Source organism: Bradyrhizobium barranii subsp. apii (assembly GCF_011516635.5).
Taxonomy (GTDB): domain Bacteria; phylum Pseudomonadota; class Alphaproteobacteria; order Rhizobiales; family Xanthobacteraceae; genus Bradyrhizobium; species Bradyrhizobium barranii.
This window is the reverse complement of sequence record NZ_CP096255.1, coordinates 3,073,914-3,094,989: the sequence shown is the minus strand read 5'-3', so window position 1 is coordinate 3,094,989 and position 21,076 is coordinate 3,073,914. Positions and strand designations below refer to the sequence as shown.

Annotated in this window: 19 protein-coding genes; 8 read left to right on the top strand and 11 right to left on the bottom strand. The window is 64.9% G+C overall.

Annotated features, from left to right (window positions below):
- Window positions 1–27 precede the first annotated feature (27 nt).
- The 3 genes from HAP41_RS14705 to HAP41_RS14695 are packed head-to-tail and all read right to left on the bottom strand — an operon-like array spanning window position 28 to window position 2,455.
- Window positions 28–990 (bottom strand): MFS transporter, encoded by a 963-nt coding sequence (locus tag HAP41_RS14705; RefSeq protein WP_248577206.1) that lies wholly within the window; start codon window positions 988–990, stop codon window positions 28–30.
- Window positions 987–1,520: an MFS transporter gene (locus HAP41_RS14700; RefSeq protein WP_248577205.1), complete on the bottom strand. Its 534-nt coding sequence runs from the start codon at window positions 1,518–1,520 to the stop codon at window positions 987–989. The genes HAP41_RS14705 and HAP41_RS14700 overlap by 4 nt, the downstream gene beginning before the upstream one ends.
- Window positions 1,517–2,455, bottom strand: a complete 939-nt coding sequence (locus tag HAP41_RS14695) for an HlyD family secretion protein (protein ID WP_248577204.1) — start codon at window positions 2,453–2,455, stop codon at window positions 1,517–1,519. Before HAP41_RS14695 ends, HAP41_RS14700 begins: the two co-directional genes overlap by 4 nt.
- 342 nt (window positions 2,456–2,797) lie before the next feature.
- Between HAP41_RS14695 and HAP41_RS14690 the strand changes: the two genes are divergently transcribed.
- A complete protein-coding gene (locus HAP41_RS14690; protein ID WP_063981882.1) occupies window positions 2,798–3,439 on the top strand; it encodes a TetR/AcrR family transcriptional regulator in 642 nt (213 codons plus the stop codon).
- Between the two features lie 93 nt (window positions 3,440–3,532).
- Here the strand turns inward: HAP41_RS14690 and msrA are convergent, their stop codons facing one another.
- From msrA to HAP41_RS14655, 7 genes are all read right to left on the bottom strand, one after another.
- Window positions 3,533–4,048 carry a peptide-methionine (S)-S-oxide reductase MsrA gene (gene msrA / locus HAP41_RS14685; RefSeq protein ID WP_063986191.1) on the bottom strand — a complete coding sequence of 172 codons (516 nt, stop codon included), beginning with the start codon at window positions 4,046–4,048 and terminating at the stop codon, window positions 3,533–3,535.
- 29 nt (window positions 4,049–4,077) lie between these two features.
- A complete protein-coding gene (locus HAP41_RS14680) occupies window positions 4,078–4,563 on the bottom strand; it encodes a cupin domain-containing protein (RefSeq protein WP_224580839.1) in 486 nt (161 codons plus the stop codon).
- 21 nt (window positions 4,564–4,584) lie between these two features.
- Window positions 4,585–5,007 (bottom strand): OsmC family protein, encoded by a 423-nt coding sequence (locus tag HAP41_RS14675; protein WP_014493564.1) that lies wholly within the window; start codon window positions 5,005–5,007, stop codon window positions 4,585–4,587.
- A gap of 121 nt (window positions 5,008–5,128) precedes the next feature.
- On the bottom strand, window positions 5,129–5,977 hold the full coding sequence (locus HAP41_RS14670; RefSeq protein WP_063981880.1) for an enoyl-CoA hydratase/isomerase family protein: 849 nt from the start codon (window positions 5,975–5,977) through the stop codon (window positions 5,129–5,131).
- A gap of 65 nt (window positions 5,978–6,042) precedes the next feature.
- Window positions 6,043–7,356, bottom strand: coding sequence for an epoxide hydrolase family protein (locus HAP41_RS14665; protein ID WP_063981879.1), 1,314 nt, complete (start codon window positions 7,354–7,356; stop codon window positions 6,043–6,045).
- Between the two features lie 259 nt (window positions 7,357–7,615).
- Window positions 7,616–8,317, bottom strand: a complete 702-nt coding sequence (locus HAP41_RS14660) for a VOC family protein (protein WP_063981878.1) — start codon at window positions 8,315–8,317, stop codon at window positions 7,616–7,618.
- Between the two features lie 33 nt (window positions 8,318–8,350).
- Complete coding sequence (locus tag HAP41_RS14655; protein WP_063981877.1) at window positions 8,351–9,019, bottom strand: sensor histidine kinase; 669 nt, start codon at window positions 9,017–9,019, stop codon at window positions 8,351–8,353.
- A gap of 326 nt (window positions 9,020–9,345) precedes the next feature.
- On the opposite strand from HAP41_RS14655, the gene HAP41_RS14650 reads away from it, so the two are divergent.
- The 7 genes from HAP41_RS14650 (at window position 9,346) to HAP41_RS14620 (ending at window position 18,067) form a co-directional block, all read left to right on the top strand.
- Window positions 9,346–12,189, top strand: coding sequence for an ATP-binding protein (locus HAP41_RS14650; RefSeq protein WP_166100611.1), 2,844 nt, complete (start codon window positions 9,346–9,348; stop codon window positions 12,187–12,189).
- A gap of 118 nt (window positions 12,190–12,307) precedes the next feature.
- Window positions 12,308–13,015, top strand: coding sequence for a hypothetical protein (locus HAP41_RS14645; protein ID WP_166100614.1), 708 nt, complete (start codon window positions 12,308–12,310; stop codon window positions 13,013–13,015).
- A 197-nt stretch (window positions 13,016–13,212) separates the two neighbouring features.
- A complete protein-coding gene (locus tag HAP41_RS14640) occupies window positions 13,213–13,911 on the top strand; it encodes a type 1 glutamine amidotransferase domain-containing protein (protein ID WP_166100616.1) in 699 nt (232 codons plus the stop codon).
- Window positions 13,912–14,149: 238 nt separating this feature from the next.
- Window positions 14,150–15,106, top strand: coding sequence for an alpha/beta fold hydrolase (locus tag HAP41_RS14635; protein WP_063981873.1), 957 nt, complete (start codon window positions 14,150–14,152; stop codon window positions 15,104–15,106).
- Between the two features lie 38 nt (window positions 15,107–15,144).
- A complete protein-coding gene (locus HAP41_RS14630; protein WP_166100619.1) occupies window positions 15,145–16,188 on the top strand; it encodes an alpha/beta fold hydrolase in 1,044 nt (347 codons plus the stop codon).
- A 91-nt stretch (window positions 16,189–16,279) separates the two neighbouring features.
- Window positions 16,280–17,226 (top strand): IS630 family transposase gene (locus tag HAP41_RS14625; protein ID WP_166063836.1). Its coding sequence is split into 2 segments (ribosomal slippage): window positions 16,280–16,619 and window positions 16,619–17,226, totalling 948 coding nucleotides; the frame shifts between segments, so codons are not numbered across the junction.
- Window positions 17,227–17,347: 121 nt separating this feature from the next.
- The gene (locus HAP41_RS14620) at window positions 17,348–18,067 is read left to right on the top strand and encodes a hypothetical protein (protein WP_166100623.1); all 720 of its coding nucleotides are present in this window, start codon (window positions 17,348–17,350) and stop codon (window positions 18,065–18,067) included.
- 6 nt (window positions 18,068–18,073) lie between these two features.
- On the opposite strand, the gene HAP41_RS14615 is transcribed toward HAP41_RS14620, so the two are convergent.
- Window positions 18,074–20,953: an ATP-binding protein gene (locus tag HAP41_RS14615; RefSeq protein WP_166100626.1), complete on the bottom strand. Its 2,880-nt coding sequence runs from the start codon at window positions 20,951–20,953 to the stop codon at window positions 18,074–18,076.
- Window positions 20,954–21,076: the final 123 nt, after the last annotated feature.

Sequence of the window (21,076 nt, the reverse complement as noted above, 5' to 3'; positions counted from 1 at the left end):
ACAACGTCATTTCACGACTCTCCGGCGCTAGCCGGCGGGGCGCGGCTTACGAAGAAAGAACACCAGCGGGATCACGACGAGCATGGCGAACATCAGGATCTCGAACTGATCGATGACCGCAACCGTGGCCGCCTGGCGCGTGACCATGCCGTTGAGGGCGGCGAGACCTGACTTCCCGATCGGGCCCGTGACATTCGCCGCGACACGATAAGGCGTGAGATGCTTGGCGAGCGCGATATGCACGGCCTGAGTGTTGGCATAGAAGAACAGCTGGACCACCGCGATGCCGATCGTGCTGCCGTAAAGGCGCGACAGGTTGATCAGCGCACTGCCTTCGGGGCGAAGCTTCGGATCGAGCGTTCCGAACGCGGCCCTCACCAGCGCCGGCAACAATATGCCGAGACCAGCGCCCTGGAGGAAACCTGCTTCGACGACCGGCCGCCAGTCCATCGCCGGCGAATAGCCGAGCATCAGCCAGTTGGCATAGACCACCAGCGCCATGCCCCCCATGAGGAACGGCCGGTAGTCGACCTGTCCCGGAACCAGGCTCGTCAGCACCAGCGCTCCCACCAGCGCCACGCCGCGTGGAATGCTCATGTAGCCGGTGGTGTCGACAGGGTAGTTGAGCAACTCCTCCAGCATCGGGGACGTCAACGCCAATGTCGGCAGCAGGACGAAGCCGAGCGCAAAGGAGATCACCGTCGAGAGGACGAGATTGCGATCCCTGAACAGCGCCGTGCGGAGAAAATGCTCCTTCTTCGTCAGAACGTGCACGATGAAGAGATAGAAGCCCAGGACCGAGGCGATCGCTTCGACCCAGATCTCCGTCGAGGCGAACCATTCGAGGCGCTCGCCGCGATCCAGCAGCATCTGCAGCCCGATCATGCCGGCGGAGAAGGTCGTCAGGCCGAAGACGTCGAAGGGCTGGCTCCGCTCTGCCCGCTTCTCGCCCAGCAACAGGGCCATCGTCAGGGCGATGAAGGCCGTCATGGGCAGGTGACATAGAAGATCGACGGCCAGCCGTAATATTCGCTGAGCCAGCCACCAAGAGCGGGGCCGGTGCTGATGCCGAGCAGCGAGCAGACCGTCAATGCCAGGCCCATGCGCGCTTGCCGCACCGCCGGCGTCGCCTCGAGCAGAATCGCCAATGAGAGCGGCGCAAGTGGTCCGCTCGCCGCGCCCTGGAGAATCCGCGCCAGCACGAACTGGATCGACGTCGTCGCCAGCGTGTCGAGGACAAGACCAAGCGTGAAGACGGCAAGGGCTGCTTGATAGACCGCCTTGCGGCCATAGCGTCCCGCGAGCCATTGGGTGATCGACATGGTCACGGCGCTTGCAGCGATATACGAGGAGAACACCCAGCCGACCTCGTCATTGGCCATCGAGAGCGTGGCCTGGATGTGCGGCAGCGCGGCGTTCGGGATCGAAATGTTGACGGCCTGCATGTAGGTCGCCATCAGGGCGGCCGCCGAGATTGCATGATGACCGCCGGTCGCGGTCGATGGGAGGGTCGTACTCATTTGACCTCCGTCGCAAGCGCAGGCTGGAGCAGATGCAGCCAGTTGCGACGATGGCCGGTGTCGACCCGCGCCGTCACGCTGATGCCGGAGAACAGCGGCCGGGTCGGATCGGAATCGTCGAGCTCGAGGCGCACCGGCAGCCGCTGGACGACCTTGACCCAATTCCCGGTCGCATTCTCCGGCGGCAGGATCGAGAAGTCCGACCCGGTGCCGGGACTCATGCTGACGATATGCGCCTTGAATTTTCCATCCGGATAGGCGTCGACGTCGATCCTCGCCTCCTGGCCCGGCCGCATGTGGGTCAGGCCCGTCTCACGAAAATTCGCCTCGATCCAGACGTCCCGGCTCGACATCAGTGAGAACGTGGGCGCGCCCGCGTTGACGAAACCGCCGATCTGCAGATCGTCGACCTTGGTCACGATACCGTCGTCGGGCGCCTTCACCGTGGCGTAGGAGAGGTCGAGCCGCGCGCGATCGAGCTGCGCCCTGGCCGCGCGGACCGTCGGGTGGCGGTCGACATCGATGTCGGGGTCACCGTTGAGCGCGACGACCGTATTGGCGATCTGCTGTTCGATCGATGCCATCCGATGGCGCGCGACCTTGAGATCGGTCTCGGCCCGCTCGTAGACCGCGCGCGGCGTGAAGTCGGAGGCGACCAGCATCCTCTTGCGGTCGAACTCGCGCTCGTCGAAAGAGGCCGAGTCCTTCGCCGATTGCAGCTCCGCCTGCTGTTGGCGGTAGGTCGCCTTGAGGGAGTCGATCTGGAGCCGCGCGCTGCCGAGCCGGGCTTCGGCTTGATCGACGGCGATCTGGTAGGGCTCCGGGTCAATTCGAAACAGCACCTGGCCCTGCCGGACGCGCTCGTTGTCGCGCACGGCGATCTCGACCGCCTGGCCGGACACCCGCGCGTTGATGGTGACTTTCGCGGCGCGCACGAACGCATCGTCGGTCGAGACAAATTGTTCCTGCGCCAGTACATGAAGGCGCCGAACACGGCAGCCGCGGCGGGCACCACGAGCATCAGGGGCCGGCGCAGCCGCCTGGCAAGATCCGCTCCGAACCACAGCGCGGCGGCCTCGCTCCCGCGGAAGCTGCGATCGCCCAGCCAGCCGGCGATTGGCGCAAAGTTCAAACCCATCGTCCTCGTCCCTATCTCATTTACTAACGTTCGTTACAAATATTGTACCCCGATGCAGCGATCAAGCCGCGCGGCCATTGATTTTTATAACGATCCATACAAATATACGTGTGGAACATGGCAACCAGGTTCGAACGACATGGCACGGAAAAAGAGCGAGACGGGCCCGGCGCGCCGGGGACGGCCACCCGCCTACGACACTGAGACGGCCCTCAAGCGGGCGACAGAAACGTTCTGGAGGACGGGCTATTCCGGCACGTCCCTGGACAAGGTCGCGGCCGCGACCGGCATGAGCCCACCGAGCCTCTACGCGGTGTTCGGCAACAAGCACGCGCTCTATCTCGAGGCGTTGGCGCGCTATTGGGAGATCAGCCTCGCCGCAACGCGCGAGGCTCTCGCAGGGGACCATCCCTTGGACGAAGCGCTGATGCTGGCCTATGACGCGGCGCTGTCGATCTACTTTTCCGGCAAGGGATCAGCGCGTGGCTGCTTCGTGGTCGGTACCGCGGTGACCGAAGTCGCCGAGGATGCGGCGATCCGGAGCAGCGTTGCGACGGGACTACGCGCGATCGATGCCGATTTCGAGGCCCGCTTCCGCCTGGCGCAGGACAAGGGCGAGCTGGATCGCGAGGCCGATCCGGCTGCACTCGCGATCCTTGCCGCCGCCACGATGCAGACGATCGCCATCCGCGCCCGCGCCGGCGCACGCCGCGCCGATCTGAGGGAGGTCGCCCGCAAGGCGGTGACAGTGATCTGCCGACGCCGGTCGGAGGCGCATTGAGCCCCGAGGAATTCTCGTGATCGTACGATGAGGGGAGTTCGCACATTTGCACTCCTCGTCAAAGGCCCTCGGCGCCCTTACGCGACAATCCGCTTAGCCTCCCACGGCGGCCGCGCGCCTTGGCAGCTTCCAGTCGGGCCGGATGAAGTGGCAGGTGTAGCCATCGGGATAGCGCTCGAGATAATCCTGATGCTCGGGCTCGGCTTCCCAGAACTCCGCTGCGGGCGCGACCTCGGTCACCACTTTGCCGGGCCAGAGGCCTGACGCCTCGACATCGGCGATGGTGTCTTCGGCGACTCTCTTCTGCTCGTCACTCGTATAGAGGATTGCCGAGCGGTAGCTCGTGCCCAGATCATTGCCCTGGCGGTTGAGCGTGGTGGGATCGTGGATCTGGAAGAAAAACTCCAGCATGGTCCGGAAGCTCGTCTTCGCGGGATTGAAGATGATCTCGATCCCCTCGGCGTGGCCCTCGTGATTGCGATAGGTGGCGTTCTTCACATGCCCGCCAGTGTAACCGACACGGGTGGAGATCACCCCCGGTTGCCTGCGGATCAGATCCTGCATGCCCCAGAAGCAGCCTCCGGCCAAAACTGCACGCTCTGTCGTCATCTGATGCTCCATTGGTTTCGTCGAGATAGTCAGCGCTTGTCCGCTGCCGGATGCAAGCGCGGGTCATCATGGTCATCGTGATATTCGAGGCCCAGCGGCCCGATGGCGGAGACCTGTGTGACGTATTCGCCGGACTTCGCCCAGTGAAAATGCCAGGTCTCGCCGGGCAGCACGATGACGCTGCCCGGCGGATAGGCTTTCACCTGGTCGCCATCAAAACGCTCGCCGAGGCCGATGTAGAACACACCCGACATGACCGTGTAGATGCGATCTTCCGGATGCTTGTGCGGCATCAGCTTCGTGCCCCCGGGCACCTTCACCCGGACCACGTAAGGTCCGGGTTCATTGGGATGGCCGACCATCACCGCCAGCCGCGCGCCCGGCGGGAACGCAGGGAACGGTTGCCAAGCGATGTCCTCGGGCAAAATCGCCCGGAACCTGTCTTCATCCGGCTGATGCTGGCGAGGCAGATCTTGACGAGGCGGATCTTGGCGAGAGAGATCTTGGCGAGGCATGGCACCGCTCCCTGTGTTGGATCAGGTCAATTTGGCGTCGAGCGTGATCGCGGCGTTGAGCACCTTCGACACCGGACAGTTCTTCTCGGCCTCGCCGGCGATCTTGGCGAAACCTGCGTCGTCAAGGTTCGGCACCTTGGCGCGAAGCGTCAGTGCCGACTTGCTGATCTTGAAGCCTTTGCCTTCCGGCTCGAGCGTGATGGCGGCTTCCGTCGACAGCTCGTCCGGCGTGAAGCCGGCGAGCTGAAGGCCGAAGGCCAGTGCCATGGTAAAGCAACCGGCATGGGCCGCGGCGATCAACTCCTCGGGATTGGTGCCCTTCTCGTTCTCGAAGCGGGTCTTGAACGAATAGGGTGTCCCGGCGAGCACGCCGGATTCGCTCGACAGATGGCCGGTGCCGTCGCGACCGGTGCCCTTCCAGACTGCTGTTGCCTTGCGGATCATCTCAATTCTCCTTGTTGGTTTTTAAGTTGGTCTTTGGCACCGGCGCTCGGTAGCGGAGGAAAGCGACATTGGCACGACCGCCTGTCACTCCTCCAACCGGCCGAACGCCACAGCGGTTCCGTTAGCCGCTGATTTGACCCACATGGAAGCCCAGCCGGTTCTCGACGTCGCCGGCGCGGTGGAAGCCGCGCGCCATCAGCGCCTTCATGCGGGTCTGGCTGGCAGGACGGCCGAGCGCGGCCAGGAACGCGTCCCACTCCGGCTTGATCTCGTCATCCGGCGGCAGGCTCGCAACATCGACGAGACGCTTGGTCTCGGCGATAGCCTCCTTGTCGAACGACGCAATGCGCATGGCGAGCGCCTCGACGAAGCCGTCGAGCTCCGCATCCGGCAGCGAACGGTTCACGTAGCCGTAACGCTCGGCGAGATCGCCGTGGATGTCATCGGCACCGAGCAACACTTCGAGCGCGCGGCCTCGGCCCATCAGCCGCGGCAACCGGGCCATCGGTCCGCCGCCGGGCACGAGTCCCGCGCCGACCTCCCATTGCGACAGGATCGCCTTCTCGCGGCTGGCAAAGCGCATGTCGCTCGCCAGCGCGAGCTCGCTGCCGACCCCGGTCGCACGGCCCCGGATCGAGGCAATGGAGACGACCGGCGCGCGGCTGAGGCGCACCAGCATGTCGGGCAGCGCCTGCAGGCCGGTCGGCCCGGGTGGAACGCGAAGCGAGTCCTCAAGCGGCGCCAGGAAGTCGTAATGCGTGATGAAGAAGCCTTCGACGGCGCTGTCGAATACGACCACCTTCACGTCCGGATCGGTCTCAATCGCGGTGATGATGTCGTTGAGCAGCGGAAGGTGCTTTGGACCGAAGATGTTCACCGGCGGCATGTCGAAGGTGACACGCCAGTATGTCGGCAGGCGGCGCTCCAGGCGAATGTCCTCGGTGGTGAAGATCTGTACGGGGCGGTTCATTGTTGGCACTCCTGACATGTATGTTCGAAAATGGAACGCACGGCAGCGCGCGTCCCCTGCTCGGTTCAGATCGACTGGCGCAGCGGGCGGAACGCGGTGCGCATTTCCACAGAGAACAGCGCGGGCTGCTCCCAGGCCGCGAAGTGGCCGCCCTTGTCGAGGCGGTTGTAGTGCATCAGCTTCGGATAGGCCTTCTCGGCCCAGCTGCGCGGCGCGGCATAGATCTCGTCAGGGAACACGCTGACGGCGACCGGGATATTGATGTGCTTGGGCGCGAAGAACACCAGCTTGTTCTCCCAGTAGAGCCGCGCCGACGACACCGCGGTGTTGGTGAGCCAGTAGAGCGTGATGTTGTCGATCACGTCGTCCCGCGACAGGCCTTCGGTCTTGCCGTCGAACACCCGCGCGATCATCGCAGCACTGCGTGCGTCGTGATCGAGCATCCAGGATGCAAGACCGGCCGGCGAGTCGACGAGGCCATAGAGCGTCTGCGGCCGGTTCGACATCTCGAAGGCGTAGCCGAGGCCGTGCTTGTAGAAATCGTCGAGCTGGTCGTAGGCAATGCGCTCGTCGGCCGAGAGGTTTGACGGCCGCGTCCCGCCGGGCTGAAGCGCCTTGGCGATGTCGTCGGGAACGGTGGCGGGCATGTTGGTGTGAATGCCGAGCAGCTCCGGCGGTGCGATCACCGCCATCTGCTCCGTGACGGCATTGCCCCAATCGCCGCCCTGCGCCACGTAGCGGTTGTAGCCGAGGCGCTTCATCAGCACGATCCAGGCGCGCGCGATGCGCTGGGGATCCCAGCCGAGCTCCGTCGGCTTGCCGGAGAAGCCGTGGCCGGGAAGCGAGGGGATCACCAGGTCGAATGCATCCGCAGCCTTCGCGCCATGCGCGGTGGGATCGGTGAGCGGGCCGACAATCTTCATCTGTTCGATGATCGAGCCCGGCCACCCATGCGTGACGACCATCGGCAGCGCGTTCTCGTGGCGGGAGCGGATGTGAATGAAGTGGATGTCGACGCCGTCGATCTCGGTGACGAATTGCGGCAAGGCGTTCAGCCGCGCCTCCATCTTGCGCCAGTCGTATTCGTTCTGCCAGTACCGCACGAGCTGCTGAAGCGTCGTGAGCTGCACGCCCTGCGATTCGTCGGCGACGATCTCGCGATCCGGCCAGCGTGTCGCTGTGAGGCGGCGGCGGAGGTCAAGCAGATCTTCCTCGGGTACGCTGACGCGGAACGGCCGGATGGCGCCGCTTGGAGCGGCCTTTGCCGGACGCAGCGGCAGCAGGCTCGCCACGCTGGCGGCAACCGCGGTCATTGCGGCCTGGCTCAGCAATTGACGGCGGTCGGGATTGAGTATGTCGGCTCGTGCTTGCGTTGTCATGTCGGATCTCCCTGGCTTTGGTCGGTGACGCCAACCGAATTCGAAATCGACGCGTCGGTTCGTCGTGAGGAGAGATTGGCGCAGGTCCTGGCAATTAGCTCGTTATCGGTTGTTAGGCCGCGTTAGCCGTTGCGAGTCCGGGGGATGCAGGAAAGCGAGCGACGATGACGATACGCGCGATGCAGAAGCAACTCGGCGCGCGACGAGTTCAATCGGCGCGCGCCCTGTCTGTGAATTCAGGCGATGTGTTCATTACAACTCAGGAGGGCAGCGGTTGACCGGCCTGCTCGCGGACGATATAGTCGGCGTACCAATCCGCCCAGTTCTCGTCGTGTCCGCCGATGCGCTTCTCGTGCTCACCATGCGCGACAGCGGCACGTCGCAGGGTTGCGGCCAGATCGGCCGTTGAGGCAAACGTCGTGCCGTCACCAGCGATGCGTCCAGGCAGTCGCGTCGTGACCTCCTGGAACAGCCAGCCATTACCGTCGGGATCGCTGAACGAGGCAAACGAGCTGTAGCTGCCGCGCTTCGGGTCAGCACCGCTGACCCGGACGCTGCCGAACAGATACGGCTCGTCCGGACCGGCGTGAACGTCGCCCGCACCATGGAATGGTGCGCTCACCGCGATGCCACGGTCGAGCAGATCCTGTCGCGCCGCCGCCAGATCGGAGACGATCAGGTACAGCCCGCGCGCCGAACCGGGCGCTGCCGGTGTGACGTTCTTGCCGAAGATCACCGAACAGGCCGAACCCGGCGGCGTGAACTGGATCACGCGCCATTCGTCACCTGAGGCAAAATCGGCGTCCAATCGCCAGCCGAGGCGCGTGTAGAACGCCTTGGCGCGGTCGACATCCGACACGGGGATGACGACGATCTCGAGCTTCAGATCAACGCCACGCGATGTCGAAGACGTGTTCGGAGACCTCGCCGCGGCGTCGCGGTCGATTTCGGTGCCGGCCATGTCGAACTCCCTGAGTTGAAATTGAAGCGAGCTTCAAGCGGCAGTGGGCATCACGATCGTCACGCGTGTGCCGCCCTGGTTCGCCTCGCCCTGCAACCGCGCGTCGATACTGCGTGCGAGCCCTTCAAGGATGCGGCTGCCGGTGCCCTGAAGCGGACCGGTCGCGCCGATGCCGTTGTCAGCCACCGTGCAGAGCCAGGCGCCGTCGCGGTTGGCCATTTCGATCCGGATCAGCGCATCGTTCCTGTTCGGGAAGGCATGTTTGGCGGCATTCGTGACCAGCTCCGTCAGCATCAACGCCAGCCGATGACACTGCGATGCCGGCAGCGCCCCGCTCTCGATCGCTGCCTCGCAGCGGATGCCGGCCGGTTCCAGCACTGCCTCGGAGAGCGCCTCGCACAGGTTTTCGAAGAAGGCCTCGACGGAGACGGCGGTCAGACTGTCGCTGTCGGACAAAAGCTGATAGAGCCTGCCGAACGCGACGATGCGCTGCTCGAACCGGTCCACCGCGCCCGACATATCCCTGGTACCCGGCCGCGAGAAGTCGCGGCGGACTGACGCACCCAGCAGCGTCAGCGTGTTCTTCATCCGATGGTGGGATTCCCGCAGCACCAGTTCCCAGTCACGCGACTGATCATCAAGGCTGGCAATGTGCTGAGAACGAACGAAATGGTCGCTCGTCTCCAAGCCGATAGCGGACATGATAGCCTCCCCGTTGGATCTAGGACCTAATTCGAAGCGTATACTGGATGCACCGCGCGCGTTTTGCTCGTTAGACGTTGCAAGATTTTGTTATGATCGGCGGCACAAGTTGGCGGCCAGACCGTCCTCTCGACGGTCAAGCACGCTGACGGGTCGTCCCGATCGCTTCCCAAGCCGCTCGCGTTTAAGCGAAATTTGTCACGCATCATCCCGGTGCGGCCGAATGACTTGCCGCGCGATTTCGCCACTTTCGACCAGTTTACTCATAACCTCGTTCTGCTAGATCAGGATGCGGACAACAGCCCCTTCACTGGATTCATTGGCGCGTGGTGGACACTAACGACCAGGATGCGGCGATTTCCTTCGGGCCATTCCGACTGTACGCAAGGTCGCGCCTGCTCGAGAAGGACGGCGCTCCGCTTCACCTCGGCGGCCGCGCACTCGACATCCTCATTTTTCTCGTCGAGCGCGCCGGCGAGGTCATCGACAAGCGTGAGTTGATCAAGCGCGTCTGGGCCGACGTGACGGTCGATCAAGGCAGCCTGCGCTTCCACATCACGACGCTACGCAAGGCCTTGGGGGATGCCGGTGAAGGCTCCCGCTATGTCGTCAATGTGCCCGGCCGTGGCTATTGCTTCGCGGGCCCGCTGGTCCGGTCCGAATCGCCGGAGACGCGGACAAGCCCGGCCGTCCCGTCGCCTCACATACTCCCGCCGCCGCTTGCCAGGATGATCGGACGAGACGACGCGGTCGAGCGGATTTCCACCGAGCTTGCGCAGCATCGCTTCGTGACAATTGTCGGCCCCGGCGGGATTGGCAAGACTTCCGTCGCGCTCGCCGTCGCGCATCGCGAACTCCAGGCCTTCGACGGTCAGGTCAACTTCGTTGATTTCGGCGCGCTGACGGATGCCAGGCTCGTTCCAAGCACCATCGCCGCCACGCTCGGCCTGACCGTCAATTCCGAGGACCCGATGCCGGGCCTGCTGACGGTGCTGCGCAACCGTCGGATGCTGCTGATCTTCGACAGCTGTGAGCACATCATCGACGAGCTCGCGCCCTTGGCCGAGCACATCGTCCAGGAGGCGCCCGAGCTGCACATTCTCGCCACCAGCCGCGAATCCTTTCGCACCGAAGGCGAACGCGTCCACCGGTTGTTTCCGCTGGACTGCCCGCCCCAGCGCGACGGGCTCGGCATCGCCGAGATCCTTGCCTATCCCGCAAGCCAGCTCTTCGTGGAACGCATTGCCGAGAGCCTGGGCGAATTCGAACTGAGCGAGGAGGATGCACCGCTTGTCGCCGAGATCTGCCGGCGACTGGACGGCATCGCGCTCGCGATCGAGCTCGCCGCCGGACGCGTGAACGCCTATGGCATTGCCGGAACCGCCTCGCTGCTCGACAGCCGCTTCGCGCTGCTGTGGCGGGGACGCCGTACCGCGATCCCGCGGCACCAGACCCTGAGCGCGGCGCTCGCCTGGAGCTATGATCTGTTGCCGGCGGCCGAAAGCGCGACGCTGCGCGGTTTGTCGGTGTTCGTCGGGCCATTCACGATGGAGGCCGCGCTCGCCGTTGCGTCCAGCCAGGGCATCAGCGAGCCCGAGGCGGTCGAGGCGATCTCGAACCTGCTCTCCAAATCGCTGATCGCAACCTCACCTGCGGAGCGGCGGCTGCGCTATCGTCTGCTCGACACCACCCGCGCCTTCGCCGGCGCGAAGCTCGTCGAGAACGGCGAAGCGCCCCGTGTCGCGCGCGCTCACGCCGAATATTTCCGCGACTTCCTGCGCGACATCGCGCTCAAATCCACGGGCATGCAGACCGCGGGCGGCTTCCTTCCCTATGCCGACCATTTGCCCAATGTCAGGGCCGCGCTGGCCTGGAGCTTTTCGGATAACGCCGACCGGACGATCGGCGTGGATCTGGCGGCTTCGGCGGCCCAGTTTTTCCTCGAACTGACATTGCTGACGGAGTGCTATCGCTGGACGAAGCAGGCGCTTGTCTCTCTCGATACGAATTCGATCGACCGCCGCCAGGAGATGACGTTGCAGGCCGCGCTCGGCGTCTCCGTGATGTTCACGCAGGGCAATACCGAAGCGGTCCGGTCGGCGTTCACACGAAGTCTTCAGCTTGCGCGGGATCTCGAGGATCTGCACTGGCAGCTCTGGCTGCTGCGCGGATTGCACATCTACCTGACCAGGGTCGGGGATTTTCACGGCGCGCTCGGCACCGGCGAGCAGGGCGAGAGCGTTGCGCGCAAGCTGAATGATCCGGCCGCCGCGCTGAACGTGGAATGGATGCTGGGCGTCGCGCACCATCTGATCGGCAATCAGGACAAGGCCGTGCAGTTCTGCGAGAGCGCGATGGTGCACAATCCCGGCTCGCAGCGGCTGAACATCGGGCACCTCGGTTATGACGACCGCATCGTCGCGCTGGTCGCGCTGGCGCGCGGGCTCTGGCTCACCGGCCGGCCCGATCGCGCGATCGAGGCGGCGAGATACACCGTTCGCGAGGCGGAACTGCTCGAACAACCCCTCACCCTCGGCATCTCCCTGATCTGGACGATCTACGTGTTCCTCTGGGTCGGCGACTGGGCCAATGCCGAAATCCTGATCGAGCGGCTGATCGACCATTCGGCGCGGCACTTCCTTGGTCCCTATCACGCCGTCGGCATCGGCCAGAAGGGCGAGCTCATGCTTCGCCGCGGCGACATCGCCGGCGGGATCGAGCATCTTCGCCGCAGCCAGGCCACGCTGTACGCGACGCGGCACCGGATCATGACGACGGTGTTTGCGACGGCGCTGGCGGAGGGCCTCGTCGCGGAGAACCAGCCGGACGAGGCCTTGCGCACGATCAATGAGGCCATTGCGCAGATTCCAGATCATGGCGAATCCTTCGACATGCCGGAGATGCTCCGGGTCAAGGGCGACATCCTCGTCCGGTCGGGAAACACCGCCGAGGCCGAGAGTTGCCTCCGGAAATCGCTCGATCTGTCGCGCCGGCAGTGCGCGCTCGGCTGGGAGCTGCGGGGGGCGATCAGCCTCGGCCGGGTCTGGCGCCAGGCCGGACAGGCGGGCGAAGCACGCGCTCTGCTCGCCCCGCTCGTCGCGCGATACCAGGAAGGCCTCCAGACCCGCGATCTCGTGGCCGCCAGGGAGCTCCTGAGCGCGCTGAATTGACAGTATCTTCAACGGGATACCGTCCAAGCACCTGCTCGCAAGTCCTAACAACTTCTAACACGCCAAGCCGCATCCGCCCCGCCATGGTGGTGGCACTTCACGGTGGATATGGCGGGATATGGCGCTTCTTGACGATGTAATTGATGCCAGCGGCGGTATGGCCCGCTGGAATAGCTTGACCCGATTCACGCTCCACCTTTCCGTCGGCGGCTCGTTGTTCTCCAGCGCCGGACATGCCAGCGAATTCAAGGACGTGACGGCGGAGGGCTCGACCCGCGCCCAGTCGGTCCGCTTCACCGGCATCACCGGGGGTGAACACTCCGGCTGCTTTCAGCCCGACGCAATCACGATCGAGAGCCTCGAGGGTGAGGTCCTGCGCACGTGGGATAACCCGAGCCCTGCATTTCCCGAGGCCGGCTCTCCTGGGCTCGCGGACGAACTGCACCTCGTCTTCTTCTGCGGCGTAGCGATCTGGAATTATCTGACCAACCCATTTCTGCTCGCCGATCCCGACGTCGTCACGGAGGAGCTTCCGCCGTGGCGCGAAAACGCTGACACGTGGCGGCGGCTGCGCGCGCAGTTCCCGCCGAACCTGATCACGCTCGCGCCCGAGCAGATCTTCTACTTCGACGAGAACGCCCTGCAACGGCGGACGGATCACGATCTGTTCGGAAACAAGGTCGCACATTATTCCTGGGCCCATGACAGCTTCGGCGGCATCGTCGTGCCGACATTGCGGCGTGTGCAGACGCTGCGGCCTGATGGAAGCGTGATCGCCAGGCCCGTGCTGATGGACGTCGAGATCTTCGACGCCGTGTTCGAATAGCGGTGGCGACGCGCGAGAGCGGGAACCGTTCACTGCTCTCAACGCCTAACAATACATAACGAGCTAACACGCGGCCTTGGGTGCAACATTGGGCTCACGAGCAACGAACAAGTGTTGTGCTCGAACGAGACCGAGGCCGGCGCACCTCCACCACGAGGGAATGCGTCATTGCAGCGAACGCACTCAAGGAGATCGTCATGAAGATTCTTATGGTTATCACCTCCCACGACCAGCTCGGCAACACCGGACGCAAGACCGGGTTCTGGCTCGAGGAGCTCGCCGCCCCCTACTACGTTTTCAAGGATTCCGGCGCGGAGATCACGCTGGCTTCGCCCAAGGGCGGTCGGCCGCCACTCGATCCCAAGAGCAACGAGCCCGAGTTCCGCACTGACCTGACGCTGCGCTTCGAGGCGGACGCTGCCGCTGAAGCCCAGCTCGACAAGACGGTGCGCCTCGACAGCGTCAAGCAGGAAGACTTCGACACGCTGTTCTATCCCGGCGGTCACGGCCCGATGTGGGACCTCGCCGAAGACAAGGACTCGGTCAAGCTGATCGAATCCTTCCTCGCCGCCGGCAAGACCATCGCGGTGGTGTGTCACTCGACCGGTGCGCTGCGCCACGTCAAGACCCCCGATGGCAAGCCTTTGGTCGAGGGCAAGGAAGGGACCAGCTTCACCAACGGCGAGGAAGAGGACGTGGGCCTGACCAATGTCGTGCCGTTCCTCGTGGAGGACGAGATGTTGAAGCTCGGCGCGGCCTTCTCGAAAACGGCGAACTGGGGCGTACACGTCGTCAGCGCGGGCCAGCTCATCACGGGACAGAATCCGCACTCCTCCGGCCCGGCCGCGCAGACGCTGCTCGCCGCCCTGGCCAAGAAGGCGAAGTCGGCCGCGTAAGTCAGGCTCGCATCGGAGCGGTGCTCATCAATGAGCACCGCCCCGGCACTGACCGGACACATCGAGGACGATGACGAAAGCTTTACGCCGGAGCTTACGAATGTGATCCGGCGATCGGAAGCTGCTGCGCACAACAGCGATCAAGGTGGGAGCGTGCCGCTCAATCCCGTCAGAGCGGTTGCCGGCGCATGACGCGCCGGCACGTCTCGACGCGACACGCCCACATCGGAGCGATGACATGAATATTCCAGCCACCCTCGCCCTCGCAGCCGCCCTCGCCTGCACCACCGTGCAGGCCTCGGCACAGGATCTGCGGTCGAGCCGACGCTCGATCAGCTATCACACGATCGATATCGGGGGTCTCAATATCTTCTACCGCGAGGCCGGGTCCGCCGACGCGCCGACCGTGCTGCTGCTCCATGGTTTCCCATCCTCGTCGCGGATGTGGGAGCCTCTGCTGCCGCTGCTCGCCGACAAATATCACCTGATCGCGCCTGATTATCCCGGCTTCGGCAACAGCAGCGCGCCGCCACCGTCCGACTTCACCTACACTTTTGACAACATCGCCGGCGTGATGGGCGAGCTGACGAACAAGCTCGGCCTGACCAACTACGTGCTGTTCATGCAGGACTATGGCGGTCCGGTCGGCTTCCGCATGGCGCTGGCGCATCCCGAGCGCGTTCGCGCCATCATGATCCAGAATGCCGTTTCGCATGAACAAGGACTGAGCCCGCTCTGGGAAGCGCGTCGCAAATACTGGGCTGATCCGGCGCATGAGCTCGAGGCGCTCAAGGCCAACTTCACATCCTTGGCCGCGACGCGCCAGCGGCACCTCGGCTCCAGCCCGCACCCCGAGCGCTACGACCCCGATAGCTGGACCGACGAATACGCGTTCCTGACGCGTCCCGGCGCGGCCGAGATCCAGACTACGCTGTTCCTGGATTACCGGACCAACGTCGCCTCCTATCCGAAATGGCAGGCGTGGCTGCGCAAGACGCGGCCGCCGACGCTGGTGGTCTGGGGCAAATACGATCCCTCCTTCACCGTCGCCGGCGCGTCGGCCTATCGCGACGATGTGCCGGATGCGGCGGTCCACATCCTCGAAGCCGGCCATTTCGCGCTCGACGAGGCGACCGACGAGATCGCCACGCTGATCCGCGACTTCCTTGCGCGTCTGGACGGGCACAAGGGCTGACGGCGACTTGCACAATGCACCGACCACAGGAGGCACACATGCCCGACAACATCAACCACGAACGACGTCGTTTCGTCGGCAGGGCTGCGATGGCGCTCGCCGCGACCCAGCTTGCGCTGAGCACGACGGCTACGGCGAAGCCGGCGAAGTCCGCCACCATCGTCAAGCCCGGCGCCAACACCGCGTTCGCGTCCCTGAAACAGATCGACGCCGGCCTCCTCAATGTCGGCTATGCCGAGGCGGGTCTCGCGGATGGCCCGCCCGTGATCCTGCTGCATGGCTGGCCCTATGACATCTACGCCTTCGTCGATGTCGCACCGCTGCTCGCCGCGGCCGGCCGCCGCGTGATCGTGCCTTACCTGCGCGGCTACGGCAGCACGCGTTTCCTCTCCGACTCGACGATGCGGAACGGGCAGCCGGCGGCGATCGCGGCCGACATCGTCGCCCTGATGGACGCGCTCGGAATCGACAAGGCGACGATTGCCGGCTTCGACTGGGGTGCGCGCACCGCCAACATCATCGCTGCGCTCTGGCCAGAGCGGGTCAAGGCGATGGTCTCGGTGAGCGGCTACCTGATCGGGAGCCAGCAGGCCGGCAAGATGCCGCTGCCGCCGAAGGCCGAGCTGCAATGGTGGTACCAGTTCTATTTCGCGACCGAGCGCGGCCGCGAGGGCTACGACAAGTACCGCCACGACTTCTCGAAGCTGATCTGGCAGCTCGCTTCGCCCGAATGGCATTTCGACGATTCCACTTTCGACCGTAGCGCGAAGGCGTTCGACAATCCGGACCATGTGGCGATCGTAATCCACAATTATCGCTGGCGACTGGGCCTCGCCGAAGGCGAAGCGAAATACGCCGACGACGAGGCGAAATTGGCGCAGGCGCCCGTGATCGCAGTGCCTACGATCACCTTGGAGGGTGACGCCAACGGCGCGCCGCATCCGGAGCCGTCCGCATACGCGAAGAAATTCTCCGGGCGCTATTCGCACCGGACCATCAAGGGCGGTATCGGCCATAATCTGCCGCAAGAAGCGCCGAAGGCCTTTGCCGACGCGGTGCTGGACGTCATGGCCGAAGCCTAGAGCATTTTCCGACCGGAAAGAATCGGGTGGGGATTCCCAAAACGGCGCGAGTCAGATTCAAGCTGCATGCTGGCGAGGGAGGCCAGCATGTATGGCCAGGGCGCTTTCGGTTGATCTTCGCCAAAGGGTGGTAGCCGCGATTGACGGTGGCATGTCCTGTCGACAGGCTGCTGAGCGCTTTGGTGTCAGCGCGGCCAGTGCGATCCGCTGGCGCGGTCGCCTCAAGAAAGTTGGCGACATCGTTCCTAAACGCCAGGGCGGTGACCGCAAATCGCAGCGCATCGAAGCGCATTCGCAATTGATTCTGGAGGCGGTGACAGCGAGGCCGGATATCACGCTTGCCGAGTTGCGAGAACTGTTGAAACGTCGTGGAATATCGACTGGCATCGCGTCGCTCTGGCGTTTTTTCCAGCGCAGAAAGATCACACTTAAAAAAAGACAGCGCACGCCGCCGAGCAACGGCGCGGCGATATAAATGCCGCACGTGAGGAGTGGTTCGAAGGGCAAATCGACCTTGACCCTGAGCGTCTCGTCTTCATCGACGAAACCAGCGCCAACACCAAAATGGCGCGGCGTTACGGGCGCTCGCCACGCGGCGAGCGATGTCGTGCAGCTATCCCACACGGACATTGGAAGACGACGACGTTCACCGCTGGATTGCGCTCCGACGGTCTGATCGCGCCGCTTGTTCTGGACGGTCCAATGGATGGCGACGCTTTCCTGGCCTACGTCGAGCAATTGCTCGCCCCATCGCTGCGGCCGGGCGATACCGTTATCATGGACAACTTGCCCGCTCACAAGGTCCATGGCGTTCGAGAGGCCATCCAGGCGGTCGGAGCTAGCCTGCTCTATCTTCCGCCCTACAGTCCAGACTTCAACCCGATTGAAATGGCCTTCTCCAAACTGAAAGCGCTGTTGCGGACCGCCGCAGCCCGCACCATGCCCGATCTCTGGCAAGCAATCGCCAACGCTCTCAAACGCTTCTCACCCGAGGAATGTCAAAATTATCTCGTCGCGGCTGGTTACGACGCAACGTGATCGGAAAACGCTCTAGGCGCCGGACCTGCCAACGGCACTTAACAACGCTTAACGGGCGATCGTCTGCGCACGGGGGTATCTCTATTGGGGCGACACCACCGATGCGAGAGGAAACGGCCGGATGATTCCGCTGCTGGCGAATGCGATCGAGGCCCATGGCGGGCTCGATCGATGGAATGCCCACGAGCGACTCACCGCCCCGATCGTGACGGGCGGCGACCTCTGGATATTGAAGGGCGTCGATCAGGACCAGGCGCCGCGCACGATGCGGATCGAGCTGCGTCGTGAGCGGGCTTCCATGGAGCCGTTCGGCAAGCCCGGCCAGCGCACCGACTTCAGCCCGGAGCGGATCGCCATCGTGGCTGCGGACGGCCGCATCGTCGCGGAGCGCAACAATCCGCGCGCCGCCTTCGCGCGGCACGATATGCGCACGCATTGGGATCCGCTGCATCGCGCCTATTTCAACGGCTATGCGCTCTGGACTTACATGACTGCGCCGTTCCTGCTGGCGGCGGACGGGTTCGAGGTCCGGGAGATCGCGCCGTGGCGCGAGGGCGCGGAGGTCTGGCGCGGATTGCGGGCGACCTTCCCGGCCGTGATCGCAAGCCACAGCGCCGAGCAGGATTTCTATTTTGGCCCCGACATGCTCATCCGCCGGCATGATTACCGGGTCGAGATCGCCGGCAATTTTCCGGCAGCTCAGTACGTGTCCGATCCCGTCACCGTCGACGGATTCAAGCTCCCGACCCGCCGGCGCATCTATCTGCGCGGCGACGATCTGATGCCGCTGCGTGATGAGCTGATGGTGTCGATCGATCTCGCGAATTTCCGGTTCGACTGAGCCTTGTCAGGCAGATGCCTCGTCCAGCACGAGCCGCGCTGCCTTCAAATCCGCCGTCTCGAATCCTTCCGAGAACCGCGCATAGGTCGCGGCGAGATCGTCGAGCGGATTCTTGACGCCCTGCCGAAGCCGAAGCGCCGCAAGCGACATCTCCGTCCGCAATCGCCAGGACAGCGCGCCCTGCTGCTCCGCCAGCGCGAGCGATGCGGCGAAGCCCGCTTCGGCGGCACCGAGATCACCGGTCCGCGCCTCGAGGTCGCCGCGCCGGCGCAGGAGCTCGGGCATGTCAAAGCCTCCGCCGCCCTGCTCGACGCGAGCGATCGTCTCCTGCAGGACCTGCAGCCCTTCCGTCAACCGTCCCAGCGCCGCCAGTCCTTGCGACAGATCCGCGGCGAACGCGGATGCGTAGAGCTCGTAGCGATCCGCATGCAGGCGCAGCAGCGCGCTCCGCAGCAGATCGACACCGCCGGCCAGCTCGCCGCGGGCGATCATGGTCTGCGCGCGAAAGCCGGTCGCGACGGCTTCGTACGGCGCGAGCCCGTGCAAATTCGCATGGGTCGCGAGGCGTCCCGTCATCGTCTCGACGGCGGCCCAGTCACCGACCCAGCCGAACACCGAGGATGACCAGCACAGCGCGATGCAATGCATCAGCACATCGCGCGGCGCGGCGGCGCCGACGAGCGGGCGGACGCAATCGAGTGCGCGGTCGGGAAAGCCGCGCAGCCACAGCACCCGCGCGAGCGGAATCTGCGGCGTGCGCGAATAGGCGAAATGCCCGGGCTCCGTCCCGCGCAGCGCGGCGTCGTCGCGCACGCCTTCGTCGAGATGGGCCTGCGCCTCGGCCTGGTCGCCGGCGAGATGATACGACACGCCGAGAAGCGCCTTGCTGCCTGCGATCCCCGCGGTATCGCCGATCTGGCGGGCGATGCGCTCGGCCTGGAGTGCGGTCGGCACGAGGTGCCTGTAGTCGCCCGTGCGGCGATAGAACATGTTCAGCCGCGACAGCAGCCTGAACGCATTGGCGTGATCGTCGAGCGCTTCCGCGATCTCCAGCCCGCGCACGAGTGCGGCCTCGGCCTGCTCGCTGTTGCGCTCCGTGAACATGAAGGCGTGGCCAAGCGTCGACTGCAGCTCGAGCTCCCATTTGCCGCCCTGGTTGGCATCGTCGAGCATCGCGAGCGCGCGGCCCGACCAGATGCGCGCCTCGTTCAGCAGGTTGAGCTCGACGAACAGCCTTGCGGCGCTGCCGGCGAGCGGCACGCGCAAGGCGGCACCGTCGTGGTTGGCAAAACTCCATTCCAACGCCGCACGGGCATCTGCGAGCAGGCTCGCGCGCGCCTGCAGGCGCGAAGCCGGGTCGCCGCCCTGCTCCGCCATGCCGGCTTCGAGCGTGCGCTGAACATAGGCCGTGTGACGGCGCGCGATCGCCGCCGCTTCGCCCGCGTCGACCAGCTTCTGCATGGCATAGGCGCGCGTGGCATCCAGCAGGCGATAGCGCCGCGATGCGCCATCGGGCTGCGCCGACACCAGCGACTTGGCCACGAGCTGCTCCAGCGCATCGACGACGCGATCGGCCGCGGCACCCTCATCCGCGGCGACTGCGATCGCCCCCTTGAGCGTGAAGGGGCCGGCGAAGATGGCGAGTCGCTGAAGCACTGTGCGTTCGCTCTCGCCGATCAGGCCAAAGCTCCAGTCGAGCGTCGCGCCGAGCGTCTGCTGCCGTGGCGGCGCCGTTCGCCGTCCGCGCCATTCGAGCTTGAGCCTGGAGTCGAGCAGCGCGGCCATCTCCCGCAATCCGTAGACGCCGACGCGCACGGCGGCGAGTTCGATCGCGAGCGCGATGCCGTCGAGCTTGCCGCAGATCTCGGCCAGGACCTCGGCATCCTCGTCCGTGATATCGCCGCGATGGCCTGCGGCCGCGGCACGATCGATGAACAGCTGCGCGGCCGGATAATCCAGCACTTCGCCGGCGCTGAGGCGCGCCCCTTGCGGCGGGCCGGCCAGCGGAACGAGCTCGAAGATCTGCTCGCCTTCCACCAGCAGCGACTCGCGGCTGGTGGCGAGAATGGCGATGCCCGGCGCCTCGCGATAGATGTTTTCGGCCAGACACGCGACCTCGTCGATGACGTGCTCGCAACTGTCGAGGATGAGAAGCTGCCGCCGTCCGCGCAGAAAATTGACGATGCTGCCTGAGGGATCATCGTGATGAACGACGAGACCCAGAGCGGCGGCAACCGTGCTCGCGACCAGCGTGGCGTCCTTCAGTGGGCCGAATTCGAGGAAATGAACGTGCCCCTCGAACGCCTGCCACATGTCATGCGCGAGCGCGGTCGCAACCGTGGTCTTGCCGATGCCGCCCGGTCCTCGCAGCGTGACGAAGCGGTCGCTCAGCAGACGCGCCGACAACTCGGGCAGCACGTCGTCCCGACCGATCATCCGGTCCAGCCGGTGTGGCAAGGCTGCAGGCGGCGCCGTTCTTTCAGGTGCACGCGGCGCGAGTGCCGGAGCGGCGTTGCGCTCGCCACGTTGCACGGGCGCGACGAAGCAATAGCCGCGGCTCGGGACGTTGGTGATGTAGCGGGCCCCGTCCTTGCCGTCGCCAAGCACCTTGCGCAGCTCCGCGACATGGACGCGCAGGCTGATTTCCTCGACCGCGAGGCCGGACCACGCGTAGCTCAGAATCTCGTTCTTCGGCACCACTTCGCCGGCACGGCTGAGGAGCAGACGCAGAATGTCCATCGCGCGGCTGCCGAGCTTGACCGGCGCTCCGTCCCTCTCGAGCAACCGCGACCGCAGCGAAAACGGTCCGAACGAGACTGCGTCGAAATCAAGGCTCGCCCCGGCGCCATTGCCGGGCGAGCCATGTCCTGCCGGGGGTTCGGTCACTTCTGACTCATCTTGACGGCCATTTCATTCAAATGCGCGGCGACTATACCCGCCGTCGATGCGCGGTCCAGCAAGGCGCCGAGCCGGCCTCATACCGGCACATCGATCGCAGCGCGATGTTCT

Bases quoted from the DNA above. Each gene is read 5' to 3' on its own strand.
- HAP41_RS14630 (WP_166100619.1), top strand. From the start codon at position 15,145: ATGCCCGACAACATCAACCACGAACGACGTCGTTTCGTCGGCAGGGCT.
- msrA (WP_063986191.1), bottom strand. From the start codon at position 4,048: ATGACGACAGAGCGTGCAGTTTTGGCCGGAGGCTGCTTCTGGGGCATG.
- HAP41_RS14660 (WP_063981878.1), bottom strand. From the start codon at position 8,317: ATGGCCGGCACCGAAATCGACCGCGACGCCGCGGCGAGGTCTCCGAAC.
- HAP41_RS14635 (WP_063981873.1), top strand. From the start codon at position 14,150: ATGAATATTCCAGCCACCCTCGCCCTCGCAGCCGCCCTCGCCTGCACC.
- HAP41_RS14620 (WP_166100623.1), top strand. From the start codon at position 17,348: ATGATTCCGCTGCTGGCGAATGCGATCGAGGCCCATGGCGGGCTCGAT.
- HAP41_RS14690 (WP_063981882.1), top strand. From the start codon at position 2,798: ATGGCACGGAAAAAGAGCGAGACGGGCCCGGCGCGCCGGGGACGGCCA.
- HAP41_RS14700 (WP_248577205.1), bottom strand. From the start codon at position 1,520: ATGAGTACGACCCTCCCATCGACCGCGACCGGCGGTCATCATGCAATC.
- HAP41_RS14645 (WP_166100614.1), top strand. From the start codon at position 12,308: ATGGCGCTTCTTGACGATGTAATTGATGCCAGCGGCGGTATGGCCCGC.
- HAP41_RS14665 (WP_063981879.1), bottom strand. From the start codon at position 7,356: ATGACAACGCAAGCACGAGCCGACATACTCAATCCCGACCGCCGTCAA.
- HAP41_RS14680 (WP_224580839.1), bottom strand. From the start codon at position 4,563: ATGCCTCGCCAAGATCTCTCTCGCCAAGATCCGCCTCGTCAAGATCTG.
- HAP41_RS14640 (WP_166100616.1), top strand. From the start codon at position 13,213: ATGAAGATTCTTATGGTTATCACCTCCCACGACCAGCTCGGCAACACC.
- HAP41_RS14705 (WP_248577206.1), bottom strand. From the start codon at position 990: ATGACGGCCTTCATCGCCCTGACGATGGCCCTGTTGCTGGGCGAGAAG.
- HAP41_RS14655 (WP_063981877.1), bottom strand. From the start codon at position 9,019: ATGTCCGCTATCGGCTTGGAGACGAGCGACCATTTCGTTCGTTCTCAG.
- HAP41_RS14670 (WP_063981880.1), bottom strand. From the start codon at position 5,977: ATGAACCGCCCCGTACAGATCTTCACCACCGAGGACATTCGCCTGGAG.
- HAP41_RS14675 (WP_014493564.1), bottom strand. From the start codon at position 5,007: ATGATCCGCAAGGCAACAGCAGTCTGGAAGGGCACCGGTCGCGACGGC.